This is a genomic window from Streptomyces sp. NPDC002896, from assembly GCF_040295225.1.
GTDB lineage: Bacteria > Actinomycetota > Actinomycetes > Streptomycetales > Streptomycetaceae > Streptomyces.
Map to the genome: position 1 here is coordinate 127,443 of NZ_JBEOVA010000024.1, position 15,953 is coordinate 143,395.

At 69.1% G+C, this 15,953-nt stretch carries 19 protein-coding genes and 4 pseudogenes; 14 read left to right on the plus strand and 9 right to left on the minus strand.

Translation table 11 applies throughout. The features are described from left to right. Nucleotides 1-81: 81 nt before the first annotated feature. Nucleotides 82-1,041, minus strand: coding sequence for a LysR family transcriptional regulator (locus ABT009_RS33990; protein WP_351303866.1), 960 nt, complete (start codon nucleotides 1,039-1,041; stop codon nucleotides 82-84). A gap of 112 nt (nucleotides 1,042-1,153) precedes the next feature. Further along, nucleotides 1,154-1,753: a UbiX family flavin prenyltransferase gene (locus ABT009_RS33995; protein ID WP_351303869.1), complete on the minus strand. Its 600-nt coding sequence runs from the start codon at nucleotides 1,751-1,753 to the stop codon at nucleotides 1,154-1,156. Between the two features lie 85 nt (nucleotides 1,754-1,838). On the opposite strand from ABT009_RS33995, the gene ABT009_RS34000 reads away from it, so the two are divergent. The 7 genes from ABT009_RS34000 to ABT009_RS34030 all read left to right on the plus strand — a co-directional run bounded on the left by ABT009_RS34000 (nucleotide 1,839) and on the right by ABT009_RS34030 (nucleotide 8,137). After that, nucleotides 1,839-3,353 carry an MFS transporter gene (locus tag ABT009_RS34000; RefSeq protein ID WP_351303927.1) on the plus strand — a complete coding sequence of 505 codons (1,515 nt, stop codon included), beginning with the start codon at nucleotides 1,839-1,841 and terminating at the stop codon, nucleotides 3,351-3,353. A 206-nt stretch (nucleotides 3,354-3,559) separates the two neighbouring features. Further along, nucleotides 3,560-4,252 carry a GntR family transcriptional regulator gene (locus ABT009_RS34005; RefSeq protein ID WP_351303872.1) on the plus strand — a complete coding sequence of 231 codons (693 nt, stop codon included), beginning with the start codon at nucleotides 3,560-3,562 and terminating at the stop codon, nucleotides 4,250-4,252. Beyond that, entirely contained in the window at nucleotides 4,249-5,064 is an 816-nt protein-coding gene (locus tag ABT009_RS34010; protein ID WP_351303874.1) for a carbon-nitrogen family hydrolase, read from the plus strand. The genes ABT009_RS34005 and ABT009_RS34010 overlap by 4 nt, the downstream gene beginning before the upstream one ends. 13 nt (nucleotides 5,065-5,077) lie before the next feature. Then, a complete protein-coding gene (locus ABT009_RS34015; RefSeq protein ID WP_351303877.1) occupies nucleotides 5,078-5,761 on the plus strand; it encodes a DUF2848 family protein in 684 nt (227 codons plus the stop codon). After that, complete coding sequence (locus ABT009_RS34020) at nucleotides 5,761-7,218, plus strand: 4-hydroxyphenylacetate 3-hydroxylase family protein (RefSeq protein ID WP_351303878.1); 1,458 nt, start codon at nucleotides 5,761-5,763, stop codon at nucleotides 7,216-7,218. The genes ABT009_RS34015 and ABT009_RS34020 overlap by 1 nt, the downstream gene beginning before the upstream one ends. A 25-nt stretch (nucleotides 7,219-7,243) precedes the next feature. Beyond that, on the plus strand, nucleotides 7,244-7,588 hold the full coding sequence (locus tag ABT009_RS34025) for a cupin domain-containing protein (RefSeq protein ID WP_351303881.1): 345 nt from the start codon (nucleotides 7,244-7,246) through the stop codon (nucleotides 7,586-7,588). 21 nt (nucleotides 7,589-7,609) lie between these two features. After that, on the plus strand, nucleotides 7,610-8,137 hold the full coding sequence (locus tag ABT009_RS34030) for a flavin reductase family protein (RefSeq protein WP_351303884.1): 528 nt from the start codon (nucleotides 7,610-7,612) through the stop codon (nucleotides 8,135-8,137). A gap of 229 nt (nucleotides 8,138-8,366) precedes the next feature. Here the strand turns inward: ABT009_RS34030 and ABT009_RS34035 are convergent, their stop codons facing one another. After that, complete coding sequence (locus tag ABT009_RS34035) at nucleotides 8,367-8,801, minus strand: DUF4158 domain-containing protein (protein ID WP_351303887.1); 435 nt, start codon at nucleotides 8,799-8,801, stop codon at nucleotides 8,367-8,369. On the opposite strand from ABT009_RS34035, the gene ABT009_RS34040 reads away from it, so the two are divergent. Continuing rightward, nucleotides 8,725-8,985, plus strand: a complete 261-nt coding sequence (locus ABT009_RS34040) for an amino acid permease (protein ID WP_351303890.1) — start codon at nucleotides 8,725-8,727, stop codon at nucleotides 8,983-8,985. The two genes, ABT009_RS34035 and ABT009_RS34040, sit on opposite strands and share 77 nt — an antisense overlap. 16 nt (nucleotides 8,986-9,001) lie before the next feature. Further along, the gene (locus ABT009_RS34045) at nucleotides 9,002-9,460 is read left to right on the plus strand and encodes an APC family permease (protein WP_351303893.1); all 459 of its coding nucleotides are present in this window, start codon (nucleotides 9,002-9,004) and stop codon (nucleotides 9,458-9,460) included. Nucleotides 9,461-9,626: 166 nt separating this feature from the next. On the opposite strand, the gene ABT009_RS34050 is transcribed toward ABT009_RS34045, so the two are convergent. Then, nucleotides 9,627-9,908, minus strand: a complete 282-nt coding sequence (locus ABT009_RS34050) for a hypothetical protein (protein ID WP_351303896.1) — start codon at nucleotides 9,906-9,908, stop codon at nucleotides 9,627-9,629. 208 nt (nucleotides 9,909-10,116) lie between these two features. Between ABT009_RS34050 and ABT009_RS34055 the strand changes: the two are divergent. After that, nucleotides 10,117-10,419: pseudogene (locus tag ABT009_RS34055) on the plus strand (helix-turn-helix transcriptional regulator); the annotation flags it as partial. Between the two features lie 94 nt (nucleotides 10,420-10,513). After that, the gene (locus ABT009_RS34060; protein ID WP_502990018.1) at nucleotides 10,514-10,774 is read left to right on the plus strand and encodes a WCX domain-containing protein; all 261 of its coding nucleotides are present in this window, start codon (nucleotides 10,514-10,516) and stop codon (nucleotides 10,772-10,774) included. A gap of 109 nt (nucleotides 10,775-10,883) precedes the next feature. On the opposite strand, the gene ABT009_RS34065 is transcribed toward ABT009_RS34060, so the two are convergent. From ABT009_RS34065 to ABT009_RS34075, 3 genes are all read right to left on the minus strand, one after another. Next, entirely contained in the window at nucleotides 10,884-11,321 is a 438-nt protein-coding gene (locus tag ABT009_RS34065) for a DNA glycosylase AlkZ-like family protein (RefSeq protein ID WP_351303901.1), read from the minus strand. Between the two features lie 42 nt (nucleotides 11,322-11,363). Further along, on the minus strand, nucleotides 11,364-11,612 hold the full coding sequence (locus ABT009_RS34070; RefSeq protein ID WP_351303904.1) for an MDR/zinc-dependent alcohol dehydrogenase-like family protein: 249 nt from the start codon (nucleotides 11,610-11,612) through the stop codon (nucleotides 11,364-11,366). Between the two features lie 422 nt (nucleotides 11,613-12,034). After that, nucleotides 12,035-12,952: a cation diffusion facilitator family transporter gene (locus tag ABT009_RS34075; protein WP_351303906.1), complete on the minus strand. Its 918-nt coding sequence runs from the start codon at nucleotides 12,950-12,952 to the stop codon at nucleotides 12,035-12,037. Between the two features lie 175 nt (nucleotides 12,953-13,127). Between ABT009_RS34075 and ABT009_RS34080 the strand changes: the two are divergent. The 3 pseudogenes from ABT009_RS34080 to ABT009_RS34090 form a co-directional block, all read left to right on the plus strand. After that, nucleotides 13,128-13,304: pseudogene (locus tag ABT009_RS34080) on the plus strand (hypothetical protein); the annotation flags it as partial. A gap of 42 nt (nucleotides 13,305-13,346) precedes the next feature. Further along, nucleotides 13,347-13,494 (plus strand): annotated as a pseudogene (locus ABT009_RS34085) (electron transfer flavoprotein subunit beta); the annotation flags it as partial. After that, a pseudogene (locus tag ABT009_RS34090) lies at nucleotides 13,494-13,989 on the plus strand (electron transfer flavoprotein subunit alpha/FixB family protein); the annotation flags it as partial. The pseudogenes ABT009_RS34085 and ABT009_RS34090, both read left to right, overlap by 1 nt. Here the strand turns inward: ABT009_RS34090 and ABT009_RS34095 are convergent. Beyond that, a complete protein-coding gene (locus ABT009_RS34095) occupies nucleotides 13,955-14,776 on the minus strand; it encodes an ABC transporter ATP-binding protein (RefSeq protein WP_351303908.1) in 822 nt (273 codons plus the stop codon). The pseudogene ABT009_RS34090 and the gene ABT009_RS34095 sit on opposite strands and share 35 nt — an antisense overlap. 14 nt (nucleotides 14,777-14,790) lie before the next feature. Next, nucleotides 14,791-15,780 carry an ABC transporter ATP-binding protein gene (locus ABT009_RS34100; protein WP_351303911.1) on the minus strand — a complete coding sequence of 330 codons (990 nt, stop codon included), beginning with the start codon at nucleotides 15,778-15,780 and terminating at the stop codon, nucleotides 14,791-14,793. Nucleotides 15,781-15,953: the final 173 nt, after the last annotated feature.

The window sequence follows — 15,953 nt, forward strand, 5'->3', positions numbered from 1 at the left end:
TGCGGCGATCAACAAGGACCTGACTACCTGCGCATAGGCGAAGGCTATAGGTTCCGTGACGGCGGGACCGGAGTCGGCGCCTTACTGGGTAACGCTCCGAGCAACGCTCGGGGTTGTTTCCTCCACGAGCGCGCCAGGCCAGTGATCGGAATGGGAGGCGGCGAACCTCAGCAAGAGATCGAGGAAGATCTCGGCAGAGGGCGAAAGTGATTCCGTGGAGCGATAGATCACCCCCAACTCTCGCTCCGCGTAGGGGTCGGTAACCAGAACTCGGTTCCTTTGTTCAGCTGCTGCGAGTCGAGGGAGCAATGCGATACCGAGGCCGGATTGCACCATGCTCCACATGATGGGCAAATGGCTGGTCTCGACCGAAATCTTCGGGGTGAAGCCCGCCCTCGCGCACACCGCGTCCATCAGGTCCCTCAGCCCGTTGCCGGCGGGCAGTGCGACGAAGGTCTCGTCGGCCAGATCAGCGAGGCTGACACCTGCTGCACCGGCGAGCGGATGCCCTGGGGGCAGCATGGCGAACAGGGGCTCCCGGATGAGAGGCCTGGTCGCAAGGCCGGGCTGGACGACTGGCAGCCGTACAACGGCGATATCCAGTTCTCCCTGGTGCACCCGGCGCTCGAACTCGACGGAGCCGTACGTGTCACGTTCCATCAGAACCAGATCCACCCCGGGATGCTGCTGGTGGTACGCGGTGAGGACGTCGGGTAGTAGCTGGGTGCCGACACTGGGCAGTACGCCGAGTGCCACCCGCCCCCGTTTGAGGTTCTTGATCTCTTCCATCTGGGCATGCAGGCGGTCCACCTCGGCGAGGATCCGCCGGGCATGCACCAGGAACAGTTCGCCGCTGCTGGTGGGCACGGCGCTGCGGCCGAGCCGCTCGAACAGCCGGACCCCGAGTTCCTGCTCCAGCTTGCGGATCTGCACGGACAGCGACGGTTGGGCCAGGTAGAGCTTGGTCGCAGCACGAGTGAAGCTTCCTTCCTCCGCGATCGCGACGGCGTAGCGAAGCTGATGCAGCTGCACCCGTTTCACCTCATCTCCATGTCGGTCTACGTTGCATACAACATGTCGACATGAAGCGTCAATGTTCTGTTGACAAACGGGAGATCGAAGAAGGCCCATGCGGCGCCTGCGGAAGACGGGGTCAGCGGGGAGAGCGTTCTTCCGTCCAACGCGGCAGGTCGTCCGGGGAGAAGCCGAGCAGGTCCAGGGCGCGTCCGACGGAGTGGTCCACGATGTCGTCGATGCTCTTCGGCCGGGTGTAGAACGCGGGCACTGGAGGAAGGACGATCGCTCCGGAAGCTGTGACCTCGGACATCAGCCTCAGGTGTCCGGCGTGCAGCGGGGTCTCGCGAAGCAGCAGCACCAACCTGCGTCGTTCCTTGAGCGTCACGTCGGCGGCGCGGACCGTCAGGGTCTCGTCGTAGCTGTTCGCTATGCCTGACAGGGTCTTGACGCTGCACGGTGCGATGAGCATGCCTGTAGTGATGAACGACCCGCTGGAGATCGCCGCGCCGAGATCCTGGTCCGAGTGCACATGGTCCGCGAGGGCCTTGACCTCGGCGAGAGAGTGGTCCGTCTCATAGCTGATGGTCGCTCGGCCTGCCCTGGTGACCACGAGGTGGGTCTCCACCCCGGGGTTGGCGCGGAGCATGTGCAGTGCCCGTATGCCGTAGACGGCACCGGACGCCCCGGTGATTGCGATGACGATGCGCTGGGGGTCGAGCCGTGGTGTGACTGCCATGCGACTGATCCAAGCGGCACGAGGCCGCTACTGGCGATAAGCGATGTCCTAGGACTCGGATAGCAGGAGGCTATGGCTCACTGTGATGGGCCGCGCCCGGAACCATCCGATAGCTGGGGCCTATACGACCGATAGCAAGCATCGTATTGGCCCTCGCCAGGATTCGCTCTACATTCCTCGAAACACCTTGCGCTGGACTTTACCTCTCTGCGCTCTCCGCGCCCATCCGGGCAATGTTTCCCGGATGTTTCCGTCGCGAGAAAGAAGTGCCATGTCGAATGGAAAACCCGCCTCACAGGAATACAGCAGACGCCAGCTCGCAGTGATTCTCATCTCCGCCATGCTCGGTTATGCGACCGACGGCTACAACATGCTGATCCTGCCGTTCATTTTGCCGTCGCTCAAGCAGGATCTCGGCCTCACCGCGGGTGAGGCCAGCCTGATTCTCTCCTCGCAGTTGTTCGCCTCTGTGGTGGGTGGGCTGCTCTTCGGTTGGCTCTCGGACCGGATCGGCAGGAAGTCGGGGCTCTTCTGGAGCATCGCCCTGTTCTCCGTCGGCGCGTTGCTGTCCGGGACCGCCTGGGACTTCTGGTCCCTGCTGCTGTTCCGCTTCATCACCGGCATTGGTCTGGGCGGTGAATGGGGCGTCGGGATGGCCTTGTTCAACGAAGCCTGGAAGAAGCGCCGTGGTCTGGGATCCGCAGTCATCCAGAGCTGTCTTCCGCTGGGCAGCGTCGGCGCCGGCCTTGTAGCGGCGGCCATCATCGGGGCACAGGGCCCGTCCGGTTGGCGATGGGTGCTGATCAGCGGCGCTCTGCCGGTGGTGCTCTGCGTCTTCATCAGAATCTGGATGCCCGAATCACTCCTGTGGAAGGAGTACGACCGCAAGCGCAGAGAGCGGCTGCTGCCGCCCCAGGAAGAGGGCTCCACCTTCCGCGCGCTGATGGCCAAGCCGGTGCGGCGTACCTGGATCCTCGGCTTCCTGCTGGTGGGCGGGTACATGGTGGCCTACTACGGCGTGACCTCCTTCATGCCGTCGCTCATCGCGGACACCTACGATCAGCCGCCGAGCATCTGGCAGCAGGTGAACACCTTCGCCGTGTGGGTCGTCATCCCGATCAAGATCGCGTGCGGGCTGTGGGGCGACCGCATCGGCCGACGGACCGCCTCGGTGACACCGATCCTGGTACTCCTGCTGGCGTCGCTCGGCCTGCTGTGGCTCTCCGGCAACGACGCAGCGCCCTTCCCCGGGTCGATCTGGACCTGGGTCATCTTCTGGCTGTTCTTCATGTGGAGCTGCGGCACCTCGTGCGCCTCGCTGTTCGGAGCATGGCTCTCCGAGAGCTTCCCCACCCGCGTGAGAGCCACGGGGGTGTCCACGACCTACATGTTCGGCCGCGGCCTGTCCGCCCTCTCACCTGTCGCCGTTCCGCTGGTCGCCTCCGGCGACCTGCAGCGCGGTATGGGTGTGGTGTCGACCGTGGGCGCGCTGATGTTCCTGGGTGCCGCGCTGCTGCTGCCAGAGACCAAGGGGCGGCGGCTGGACTCGGGCGGTCAGCAACAAGCCGCGCAGCCCAGCCAGCCACCGGTGATGCGATGAGCCGCGGCGACCGGACGCAGCCGGGCGAGAGGGCACCCCGCACACATCCGATGACTGGATACACGACGCATCATGACCACAAGCAGCCCGCTGCACGGAACCGCTCTGCGACGTCGCCTACGGCCAGGAGCTGCTGGGCGCCCGCAGGAACTCGGCGCCAGTGGTCTTGTTCAGCTCGTGGGCGCCGCCTATTCAAGTTTCCCATGATGAGCGCACAAAGACCGAATGCGCGGGCGGGCTCGGCGCAGAACGTCACCTATCACTGGCTGAAGCGGCACATCGCGCAGCTGCCCCGGCACGACGGCACGTTCCTGACCGAGTCGGAGGTCGCCGCGGCGACCGGCACCTCACGCACTCCGGTGCGGGAGGCCCTGGTCCGGCTCGAGACAGAGGGCTTCGTGCAGATCGTGCCGAAGAAGGGTGTCTTCGTTCCGCCGATCTCGGATGCCGAGGTACGAGCGGTGATGCAGGCTCGCGAGCTGGTCGAGGACTGGTGCATTCGCCAGGTCACCTCGCTCGGACACGAGTTCGCCGCCGAACTGGAGCGGTTGGTGGCCGAGCAGGAGAGCCTGCTCGATGACCCGGTCGCCTTCATCGACTGCGACCGGGCGTTCCACCGGACGATCGTGCAACACGCCGGCAACCCTGTCCTGGCCGACATCTACGAATCGCTCCGGGACCGGCAGATCCGGATGGGTCTGCGCGCCGTCGCGCGCTCCGAGAACCGCGCGCACACCGTCCTCACCGAGCATCGGGCGATCGTCACCGCACTGCGGACCGGTGAGGCCGAGCGGGCGCGGCGGGCCGTCTCAGCTCACCTGTCAAGCACATTGGCGGCCCTCAACGTGCTGGGTCTCCCCGGCTGGAGTAGTGGGCCGTCCGAGGAGGAGCACGCATGAGGATCGCACTGCTGCAGGTGGCCAGTCCGCGGGAGGAGCCCCCGGCCAAACGCCGCGAGCGGGTCGGCCGGATGGTCACCACGGCACGCGGGGCCGACCTGGTCGTGCTGCCGGAACTGTGGGCCGCCGGCTACTTCGCCTTTGACGCGTACACCGAGCGGGCCGAGACACTGGACGGCCCCACCGTCGCGGTCGGCCGCGAATGGGCCCGGGAGCTGGGCACCCACGTACACCTCGGCAGCATCGTGGAACGCGATCCGCACGGGCGCCTGTACAACACGGCCGTGCTGATCGCTCCGGACGGGGCGATCGTGCACACCTATCGCAAGGTGCATGTCTTCGGCTACGCCTCGCGGGAGGCGGAACTCCTCACCGCAGGGGCCGCCCTGGAGGTGGCCGACACCAAGCTCGGCCCCCTGGGTGCAACCACCTGCTACGACCTGCGCTTCCCCGAGCTGTGGCGCGCCCTGGCGGATCGCGGCGCCAAGTCGGTCATCGTGCCGGCCGCCTGGCCGGCCGCCCGGCGCGAGCACTGGCAGCTGTTCACGACCTGCCGAGCAGTAGAGCAACAGGTGTTGCTCATCGCGTGCAACGCAGTCGGCATCCAGGACGGCGGTGTCGAACTGGGCGGCCACAGCCGGGTCGTGGACCCCTGGGGAGACGTACTCGGCGAGGCCGGCGCCGAGGAGGGCGTCACGTTCTGCGACACCGACATGACCGTGGTCGACACCGTCCGGGCGGAGTTCCCCGTGCTCGCCGACCGTCGCTGGCCGATGCCCACCCCACCCGATCACGCCCAGCAACCCGAGTAGTGAGGAAACGATCATGACCGAACCCCCAACACCTCTGACGCTGAAGATCGCCGGCACCGGAGGTGAACTGAGGCTCTCTGCGGACCGGCTGGTCGTGGCCGGATACACCGCGAAGGACGAGGCGGCCGTGGCGGAGCACATCGCCGAGCTGGCCCGCATCGGTGTCCCCCCGCCGCCGACCGTGCCCGCCTTCTACAACCTCGACCCCCGGCTGCTCACCACCGATGCGGTGCTCGAGGTGACCAGTCCGTCGACCTCCGGCGAAGTCGAGCCGGTGGTGATCCGCCGCGGCGGACGCCACTTCCTGGCGGTGGGATCCGACCACACCGACCGCGACCTGGAACGCACCGACATCGCCGCGTCCAAGGCCGCCTGCCCCAAGCCGCTCGGCAGCACGGTCGTGGAGGTCGGCACCGACCTGTCCGCCGTGGACTGGGACCACCTCTCCGCCGATTCCACGGTGGACGACCAGCTCTACCAAGAGGGCAGCATCGCCACACTGCGCCAACCTGCCGAGCTGATGCAGCGGATGACCGCCGTTCTCGGTGAGATCACCGGAGATGTGGTGCTGTTCTGCGGCACGTTGCCCCTGATCGACGGCACGTTCGTGCACGGCAGTTCGTGGCGGACGCGCCTGCACCTCCCCGGGGGACCGACCCTGACTCATGCCTACGAAACCAAGCTGAGGAGCGTGTGATGCGCAACGGATCGGACTACCTGGCCTCGCTCAAGGACTCACGCCGCATTTACGTGGATGGCGCCCCCGTTGAGGACGTGGCCCACCACCCGGCGTTCGCCCCGATCGCGAACACGATAGCCGGGTTGCTCGACCTGGCCGCCGACCCCGCATCGGAGCTGACCCGGACTGATCCAGACACCGGTGCCACGGTCAACCGCCTGTTCACCACGCCGCGGAGCCGCGAAGACCTCACCGCGTTCCGCGAAGCCGCCACCACATGGGCCAGGCACACGCACGGCTGGGTGGGGCGCAGCCCCGACCACGTGGGCGCGTTCTTCGCCGCGTTCGCCGCGCACCCCGAGGCCTTCCACGACGGCGCCCGCGACTTCGCCGCGAACGTCACCGCGTACCAGAAGCGGATCGTGGCCGAGGACCTCTACCTCTCGTACGCGATCATTCCGCCCCAGGTCTCCCGGGCCACCACGGCGCACGCCTGGGACGGTGAGCTGATCCAGGTCGGCGTAGCCGAGGAGCGGGCCGACGGGATCGTGGTCCGCGGGGCCCAGATGCTGGCCACTGGTGGGGCGGTCGCCGACGAGATCTTCGTCTCGTGTATCAAGCCGCTCAGTCCCGAGGACTCCGACTTCGCGCTCAGCTTCGCCGTCCCGGTCGGCGCCGAGGGCCTCAAGCTGTACTGCCGTCGGCCCTACGCGCCCGCGGCGAGCAGCCCCTACGACTATCCGCTGACGACGCGGTTCGACGAGACCGACGCGCTGCTGGTGTTCGACGACGTCTTCATCCCGTGGGAGCGGGTGTTCGTCTACCGCGACGTGGCGGGCCTGCGCCGGCAGTTCTTCGACACCGGTGCCCATGTGCTGGGCAACTGGCAGGCCCAGATCCGGTTCGCGGTGAAGCTGCAGTTCCTGGCCGGGCTCGCCCGCAAGGTCGCCGCGGTCAACGGTGTGGACACCTTCCCTGGCGTGGTGGAGAAGCTCGGTGAGCTGGCGAGCCTGGCCTCGCTCGTGGAGTCGGCCGTCCTGGCCGGCGAGTACACCGCGGCGCCGGACGGGCAGGGTCTGTGGCGGCCCGGCGCCCGCGCGGTGTACGGGGCGATGGGGCTGCAGGCCGAGCTCTACCCGCGGGTGCTGGCCATCCTGCGTGACCTGGTCGGCGGCGGTGTCCTGCAGGTGCCGTCCAGCGTCGCCGACATGACCAACCCTCAGGAGCGGGCCGACATCGACCGGTACGTGCACAGCCCGAACGCACCGGCCGAGGAGCGGGTGAAGCTGTTCAAGCTCGCCTGGGACGCGGTGGGCAGCGAATTCGCCGGCCGTCACCACCAGTACGAGCTGTTCTACGCCGGCGCACCGTTCGTGGTGAAGGGCTACGCCTTCCGCAACTACGGCTTCGAAGGTCCGCTCGCCGAGGTTGACGCGTTCCTGTCCAGCTACGACCTCGAGACCGCCTCCGCCTGAACCGAGCAACTGGAGCAGTTCGCCGATGAGCAAACCCGAGTACGAGTTTTTCCCGGTCACCGAGGTCGACTTCACGATCTGCCCGGGCGACGAGCCGAAGATCACCGAGCGGATCCTCGCCAAGGACCCGAAGTCCGGTGTCGCCACGCGCATCCTGCGGTACGAGCCGGGCGCGGACTCCACCCCCATGGGAGTGCAGAAGCACGACTTCTGGGAAGAGGTCTACATCCTGGAAGGCTCCTTCACCGACCTCACGCTGGGGCAGACCTTCGGCGCCGGGGAGTACGCCTGCCGTCCTCCGGGCATGCCACACGGCCCGTGGCGTACCGACGAGGGCGTGGTGACCTTCGAGGTCCGCTACCGCACCTGACCCCCAGCATTGGAGTCCCCCATGGCAACCCCCTCGTCCGCGGTCGCCGCCGTGGACCCCATGACGATGCGCCGCACGATGGGCCGTTTCGCCACCGGAGTCGCAGTGGTCACCACCAGCGCTGACGGGGTGCCTCACGGCATGACCGTCAATTCGCTGACCTCCGTCTCACTCGAACCGCCCCTCCTCCTGGTGTGCCTCACCACTGGTGCGCGAACCACCGAGGCCGTCACCACGGCCGGGAAATTCGCGGTCAACATCCTCTCCGCCCGTCAGGAACACCTCGCGCTGCGCTTCGCCAAGCGCGGAACCGACCACTTCGCAGGCCTGGACATCGTCTACGGGCGACACCAAGTCCCGGTCATCCCGGGCGCCTTCGCACACCTGGAGTGCGCGGTCGAGCGACACTTCGTGGCCGGCGACCACATCGTGGTCATCGGTAAAGTGCTCGAGGTGTGTGAGCGCGACGGCGAACCGCTAGGGTTCATCGGCGGCGCGTTCAGCGACGTCGTCGACCGCGGGCACAAGCCCGTGCATTGGTTCTACTGACCGGACCAACCAGAACCTCGCGTCCGACACACCCATTCCGCCGGATACTCGATGGCCTTGGTGGCTGCTGCAGCAGCCACCAAGGCCATCGAGTATCCGCTTGGTGCCCTGATCAGGACACCAACTGCCGCCTCGGATAGTTGCCAGGCAGCAACCAGCACCCGGTCCCCGGGCCCCCACCTCGGCCGGCGAGACGGGTGTTCGGCCCAGCGACAGTGCTGACCGTCTCTCAGTCCTGGGTAGACCCCGCCGGTCGCGTCACCATCAGACCACGCAGCCACGCCCTGCTACGCCGCGCCGTCCCGCGAACGCACCGCATACTGGCTCTGACCAGGCGTCTTGCCCCCCGTGGGGATCTGCGGCGCTGGTCCGAGGCGAGGCCCAGCGTGGTCATCATGGCTGCGATCGGCGGTCGCCAGTCGCGACGGCGGCTCGCAGGACAAATCCGGCGTGCAAGGCCAGCACTTCGCTCCCGGGCGACGAACTCCACTGCCTCGACCGGCAACTCGAACGGGACCCGGGGAAACCGGCCGTGCTGCGTATACAACGACAGCAGCACCGCGAAGCCCAACTGCGCCGCACCGCGCTTGCCCGACAAGAGCGCCATCGGCGGCGTCTTCGTCATCACCTTCGTCTCGTACGTCGGCTTCGAGCAGACCGCCATCTACAGTGAAGAGGCAAGAGATCGCCGCCGCACGGTGCCCCGCGCCACCTACACCGCCGTGCTCTTCCTGGCCGTCGCCTACACCTTCTGCGCCTGGGTGACCCTGATGGCGGCAGGCCCCTTCCCGGCTCGGAAGCCTCCTCGCCGGCAATCCATCGACCCTGGTGTTTGCTCTCAACAGTGAATTCGCCGGTCAGGCGATGACCAAGGCCATGCAGGTGCTCATAGTCACCAGCTTCGTGGCCGGCGTCCTCGCACTGCAGAACGCCTGTACGCGCTACCTGTACGTCCTCGGACGCAACCGCTTGGCGCCGGCCCGCTGCGGCACCGTCAATGTACGCACCGGCACCCCCGGCTTCGCCGGAATCACCCAGACGCTGCTGACTCTTGTCGCCCTTGTGGCCTTCGGGCTCACCTCAGCCGACCCGTACACACAGATCGTCCCTTGGACCAACACGCCCACACTGGTGGCCGTACTGCTCTTGCAGGCTGCCACGTGCTGCGCGGTGATCCGCTACTTCGCCCAGCCGGCCCGCCGCGCCGCCGAGAGTCTTCGGCACCGCATGATCGCTCCCGCCTTGGCCGCTGTCCTGCTCGGCGCAGCGCTGCTTTGCATCGCCAACAAGATGGGCATGCTCACAGGACTGGGCGGACCCTGATCAACCTGCCCCTCCTCGGCGGCGCTGCCGCCGGCGCTGCGCGTGCCGCATGGCGGCGCCGCCACAACCCGAACGCCTACGCATCCCTCAATACGCCCGACACAAGCAAGACCCGAGCTTGACACCTCCACAGCACCCAGGGCACCAGAAGCCCGACTACGCCTGGTCAGTACCCGGCTGGACCATCGAGCGGCCAGGCGAGGTCCCCGGAGAGGCCGAACTCTGGCTGTACGCCAGCCAGTTCTCGTATGCCCCCGGTGAGCGCGTCGCCCTGCACATGCACACCACCGCCGACCGGTACGACCTGGAGATCCTGCGGGATGGCGCGCGTCCGATCACCGTGGCTCGCTTCGAGAACCTGCCAGGCAAGGCCCACCCCACCCCTCCCGACGCCTACGAGAAGGGCTGCGGATGGCCGGTCGCCCTCACCGTCGAAGTCGAGGAGCACTGGGAGTCCGCCTTCTACCTCGTCACTCCAGGAGCTCGGGTACCCGATCACCGCCACACGGGGCACCGGCGGCGGCTACCAACTCAGCCCCGGCGCCTCGCTCCCGCCCCTAGTACTCAGCGAGGACGAGGCCGCCGCCATCGTCATGGGGCTCCAAGAGATCACCTCCGGCCCCTCCCCGACGTCAGCGGACGCCGCGCTGAGCGCCATGGCCAAGATCGTCCAGGTGCTTCCCGTGCGGATCCGACGCCGCATCGACAGCCTCCGCGCCGTCGCCGTCCCGGCGCGAAACCCCGAGGCACGCGTGGGCATCACCGATGTCGCCTCGTTGACGACCCTCGCCCTGGCCTGCCGCGACACCGAGACGGTGGAGTTCGCTTACCGCACCCGCACCGGTCAGACCGCGGCCAGGACCGTCCACCCGCACCACATCGTCCGCGTCGAGAACCGCCTGTACCTCATCGCCTGGGACCTCGACCGGGCCGACTGGCGCACCTTCCGCGTCGACCGCATCGGTGATGCGAGCCGCACCGGCACGACGTTCGCCCCCCCGCCCCCTCCCCGCCGACGATCCCGTCGAGTACGTGCGCGCCCGGATCAGGGCGATGCCCGCCAGGTATCCCGTCCGCGCCACGGTCGGGGCCCCCGCCGAACGAGTGCGGGAGGAGATCGCGCACTACGGGACGGTGGAACCCATCGACGACACCTCGTGCCGGGTGGAGATCGCCGCCGACTCCCTGGACTGGGCCACCTTCTGCATCGGAGCGCTCGACGCCCCCGTTGTGGTCCACGGCCCACTGGAAGCCATTGCCTACATGCGAGCCTGGGGACGACGCCTCACCGCCGGCACCCAAGAGCCTCCATGACCCGCGCAACGGTCTTCAGAGGCGCAGAACCGGGCGGTGCCGACCCGGAGCAGCGGACACGGAGGAAACACGCACCCCCAGGCCCCCGGCCCCCCGCGGCCCCTCTGCGTCAACGCCCGGCGCAGGGCTGCATGGCCAGTGAGGGGTAGACGGTGAACACCCGCTGGCCGTCGAGCCACGCGCTGAGCCGCCGCGCTTCGGCCGCCAACGCCTCGCGGGCCTGCGGGGAGACATCGTCATCAAGCAGGCGCAGCTCGACCACACCGCCGGGATCCTGCACCCATGCACCGACGACGCGTCCGTCGACCCAGGCGGTAGTCCCGGCGTTTCCCGCACTGTCGAACAACTGAGGTGCGTGCGCACCGAGGTAGAAGGCGCGTGCCTTCCAGCCCATCACGGTCGGATCGAGCAACGGCAGGAGCGCGACCCACGGCTCGGCGGCGACGACCGGGGCGACGGCGCCCGGTGTCTGCCGGGGCGCGGCGAGACGCCGTCCTCTCGGAATCCCGGGGTGCACGCGAAAGGCGAGCCGGTGCGGTCGTCGCACCGGCTCGCTCGGGAGGGGTTCTCCTCATGGGCTCGACAGCTGCTACTCCAGGGTCACGAGGGTTCGGCCGCGTGCCTTACCGGCCAGGACCCGGTCCAGTGCGGACTCAAGCTGATCGAGGCCGACATCCTGGGTTGCGATGTCGTCGAGCCGGTTCGGGCGCAGGTCGGTGGCCAGACGCTGCCAGACCCTGTGCCGCAGCTCGCTCGGGCAGGCGATCGCCCCGCGCAGAATGAAGGGGGAGACGGTGGTGGCCAGCTGCGCGCCCCCCGTGTTGCCGCTGGCGGCCACGGCTGTGCCGTACCGCAGGCCGGCGAGGACGGCGGCGAGGATAGGGCCGCCGACACAGTCGACGGCGCCAGCCCACTGTTCACGCAGGAGCGGCTTGCCGGAGCCAGGACCTCTTCGCGACTGATGATCTCGGCAGCGCCCAGGTCGTGGAGCCAGTCGGCGGCGTCGGGCTTTCCGGTGGCCGCGACGACCTTGTGCCCGCGGGACAGGCTGCTCGTCCGGGTCGACCGCCCCATCGACAAGGACGCCGAGCTCGTGGCGCTGGTCCGCTATTCCGAGGGCTGCCCGAGCACCGAAGGACCGCATTGGTCCGGAAGGAGTCGTGACCGCCCCGCGCAGGAGCGGCCGGACAAAGCGCGGCAGAGGGCCCAGATCGTCGTCGCAGCTTGCGTCGTGTCGTCCGGCGCTGGTCCGGTACCGCGTCAGAGCACCAGCCCGGGGTCCGTGGTGAGTTCGACGACGGTCCACGGGGCGTAGGGCAGGGCAGCGAGCCCGTCGCGCAGCGTGCGCCGCACGCGGTCCTCGTCCGCGATGTCCCAGCGACCCGGCGGCACCACGAAGCCGACGTCGACGTAGAGCTTGTGGCCCACCTTCCCGGTTCGCAGCACCGGCTCGGGAAGCCCTTCGGCGGCCCGCACCCGTTCTATGACCTCGCGGATCAGCTGCTGCACGGCCGGCTCCGGCGCGGACTCCAGCAGCTCGGATGCAGCCTGGCGGAGCATGCGCACGGGCAGCCGGGCGAGCATCACGCAGCTCAGCAGGACCAGCACGGAGTCGGCGTACACCTTCGCGCCGCGCCACGCCGTCGTACCCAGCAGGACCGCCACGACGCCTCCGACCGCGATGACGATGCTGGTCACGGCGCCCGCGAGCCAGACCGCCGCATCCGCCCGGATCAGGTCCGACCGCGGACCGTGCCGCACCAGGTAGCCATACGCCGCGAAGCACGCGAGTCCGCTCACCGCTCCATACGCGGCCAGGCCCGCGGCCGCCACGTCGGACCCGCCGTCGAGGATGACCCGGACGGCCTCCACGGCGGCGTAGACGAGCGTCCCGAGCAGCGCAAGACCCTGTACGCCCACAACCAGCGGCACGAGCGACTCCCGGCCGAACGGGAATCGCGGCGTCGGGCCGACAGCGGCGAGGCGCGAGGCGTACAGCGCGAGCCACGACAGCCCCAGGCCAAGGATGGCGTAGACGCCGTCGAGCAGGATCACCTGCGAGCCGGCTGCGAGCCCCCACACCAGGGCCACGGCCGAGAGCGCGATCGAGACCGCCATCGAGACCCTCAGCGCGCGCTGCTCGTGCTGCGCCGACCGGGACGACTCTCCATCCGCCATCACATCATGATCACGGGGTCCGGCTGCTGAGGCAACCGGACCTCACACGAGTCCCCCGGCCAAGCCCCGCGACGTCGGCCCGTGCGCGCGACTTTGGGCGCCGCCGCGCGGCACCGCACCCGCCTTGGGGTTCTTCTGCGCGCAGAAGGTGCCGTAGGGGACCAGCAAGTACGCGGTGGCGGAAGGGTTCACAGGCCGCCCCTCGGCATCGTCGATCCGTCAGGTGACCGTCGACCTGGACATCCCGGCCCACGCCGCGACCATCATCGAGGGCGAGATTGACCCCGACACCTGGAGACCGAGGACCGTTCGGCGAGGCCAGCGGCCACACGGACCCCATACCATGTCACCCGTCCTCCGTGTCACTGCGATCAGCCACCACACGGCTCCGGTGGTGCAGGCGTTCATCGTTGTGTATGCGAAGTACGTGCCCGACGCCACTGGCGACCGGCACTTCGCCGATGACCTGACCGTCGACCGCGACCGTGGACGGTCTGCTCTCCGAGCTGGACGAGTACGCCGTCGAGCAGGCGGCACATCTCGGATGGCGAAGCCCGTCGCCGTCGCCCTCGGCTCCGGCGACGAGAACACCGCCGCCGCGCTCGCCGAGCACGGCGCGGTCGAGGTTCTCACGCACAACGCCCCGGAGCACTTCGACTACCTGGTCGTACCGAAGGTGGCCACCCAGGGTGCGTACGAGCAGGTGTCCCCGGCCGCCGTTCGCTTCCCGTCCTCCGCCGAGGGCAGGAGATCGCTCCCCTCTGGCGCTGAGAATCGGTTCCGGCATCGTCACCAACGCTGTCGACCTGGAGGCCGGCGACGAGGGCCCTGTCGCGGCGCAGTCCGTGTTCGCCGCGTCCTTCACCACCGAGTCCCGCGTCTCCGAGGGCACGCCGGTCATCACTGTCAAGCCCAACTCGGCGCCGGTCGAGGCCGCTCCGGACGCCAGTGCGGTCGAGGTGCTGTCGGTGTCGTTCTCCGAGAAGGCAGCCGGCGCGCCCCTCACCCGGTCCCCTTCCAAGGAGCCGTCATTGCCCCGGCCGTGCCTGGACGCCACCCTTCCCGCGGTACGGCGTCCAGCAGCCCGCGCGTGTACGGGTGCTCGGGTGCGGACAGCACCCGGTCGGTCGGGCCGTGTTCGACCACGCGGCCGCGGTGCATGACCAGGATCTCGTCGGTGATCTGCTGGACGACGGCCAGGTCGTGGGTGACGAACACGTAGGAGACCGCGAGCTGTTCGCGCAGGTCGGCCAGGAGCCCGAGGACCTGGGCCTGTACCGAGACGTCGAGCGCCGATACGGCCTCGTCGAGGACGAGGACGGCGGGCCCCGGCACGAGAGCGCGGGCGATGGCGACGCGCTGGCGCTGGCCGCCCGACAGCTGCCCGGGGCGGGAGGCGGCGATGCGGTCGTCGAGGCCGACCTGGTCGAGGAGTTCGGCGGCGCGCCCGTGGTGGCGGGTGCGGTCGGGTTCGTGCAGGCGCAGCAGTTCGAGCAGGCCGGCGCCGACGGTCTGGCGTGGGTCGAGGGATGCGTAGGGGTCCTGGAAGACCATCTGGACGGCGCGGGCGCGGTGGATCCGGTCGGCTGGGGCCGGGGCGCCGGACAGGAACACCTCGCCGGAGGTGGGGCGTTCGAGGCCGGTGAGCATGCGGGATACGGTGGTCTTGCCGGAGCCGGACTCGCCGACCACGCCCAGGGAGGCACCGGACCGCAGCGTGAAGGACACGTCGTCCACGGCGGTCGTGCCGTGCCGGCCCGGGAAGACTTTGCGCAGGTGGCGGGCTTCGACCGCGGGCGGTGGCGGGGGGCTTGTGGTCGTCACGGGGCCTGTGGTCGTCACGAGGCGGGCTCCAGGGCGTGTGTGTCGGCGAGTTCCTGTGCGCGGTGGCAGGCGGTGGTGTGGGTGCCGAGCGGGGCGAGGGCGGGACGGGTGGCGCGGCATGCGTCCTGCTCGTACGTACAGCGGTCGGCGAAGCCGCAGCCGTCCCCTGCCTCGAACGCGGAGACAGGGCGGCCGGGCAGCGGCGCCGGCCGTGTGCGGGAGCCGAGGACGGGGCGGGCGCGCAGCAGGCCTGCTGTGTAGGGGTGGGCGGCGTGGTGGTGCAGGTCGGCGGAGGGGCCGGTCTCCACGATCGTGCCCGCGTACATGACGGCGACGCGGTCGGTGACGGCGGCCGCGAGGTCGAGGTCGTGGGTGACGAAGACCATGGCGAGGCCGCGTTCGCGACGCATTGCGTCGAGGATCGCCATCACCTCCTGCTGGGTGGTGACATCGAGCGCGGTGGTGGGTTCGTCGGCGAGCAGGAGGCGGGGTCCGGTGGCGAGTGCGGCGGCGATCATCACGCGTTGCAGCAGACCGCCGGAGAGCTCGTGCGGGTACTGGGCCATGCGCCGTTCCCCGTCCGCGATGCCCACGTCGGCGAGGGCCCTGACCATGCGGACGGCGGCCTCGCGCCGACGCAGGCCATGGGTGAGGACGAGTCCCTCGGTGAGGAAGTCGCCGACCCTGCGGACCGGGTTGACGGTGGCGCGCGGGTCCTGGTGGATCATCGCGATGCGGTGGGAGCGATACCTGCGCAGGGCGCGGGCGTCCATCCCGTACACGTCCTCGTCCTCGTCCTCGAAGCGGACAGCGCCTTCAGTACGGGATCCGGTTGGCAGCATGCGCAGGACGGCCTTGAGGGTCATGGACTTGCCGGAACCCGACTCGCCGACCAGGCCGAGGGCCTCGCCGGGGGCGACGGAGAACGACACGTCGCGCAGGACGGTGCGGTGCCCCGGACCGGGCAGGGTGACGTGCAGGCCGTTGATGTCCAGGGTGTTCATCACGCGCCCTTCCCGCTAGCCGCGGCCGAAGCCGAAGTGGCCCTCTCGCCCAGGGTGTTGACCCCCACGACGACGAGGACGATGAGCAGGCCCGCGGCCAGGGACTGCCAGGGCGCCCCGTTCAGCAGGGCGGACTGCCCCTGGGCGACCATCAGGCCCCACTCGGCGGACGG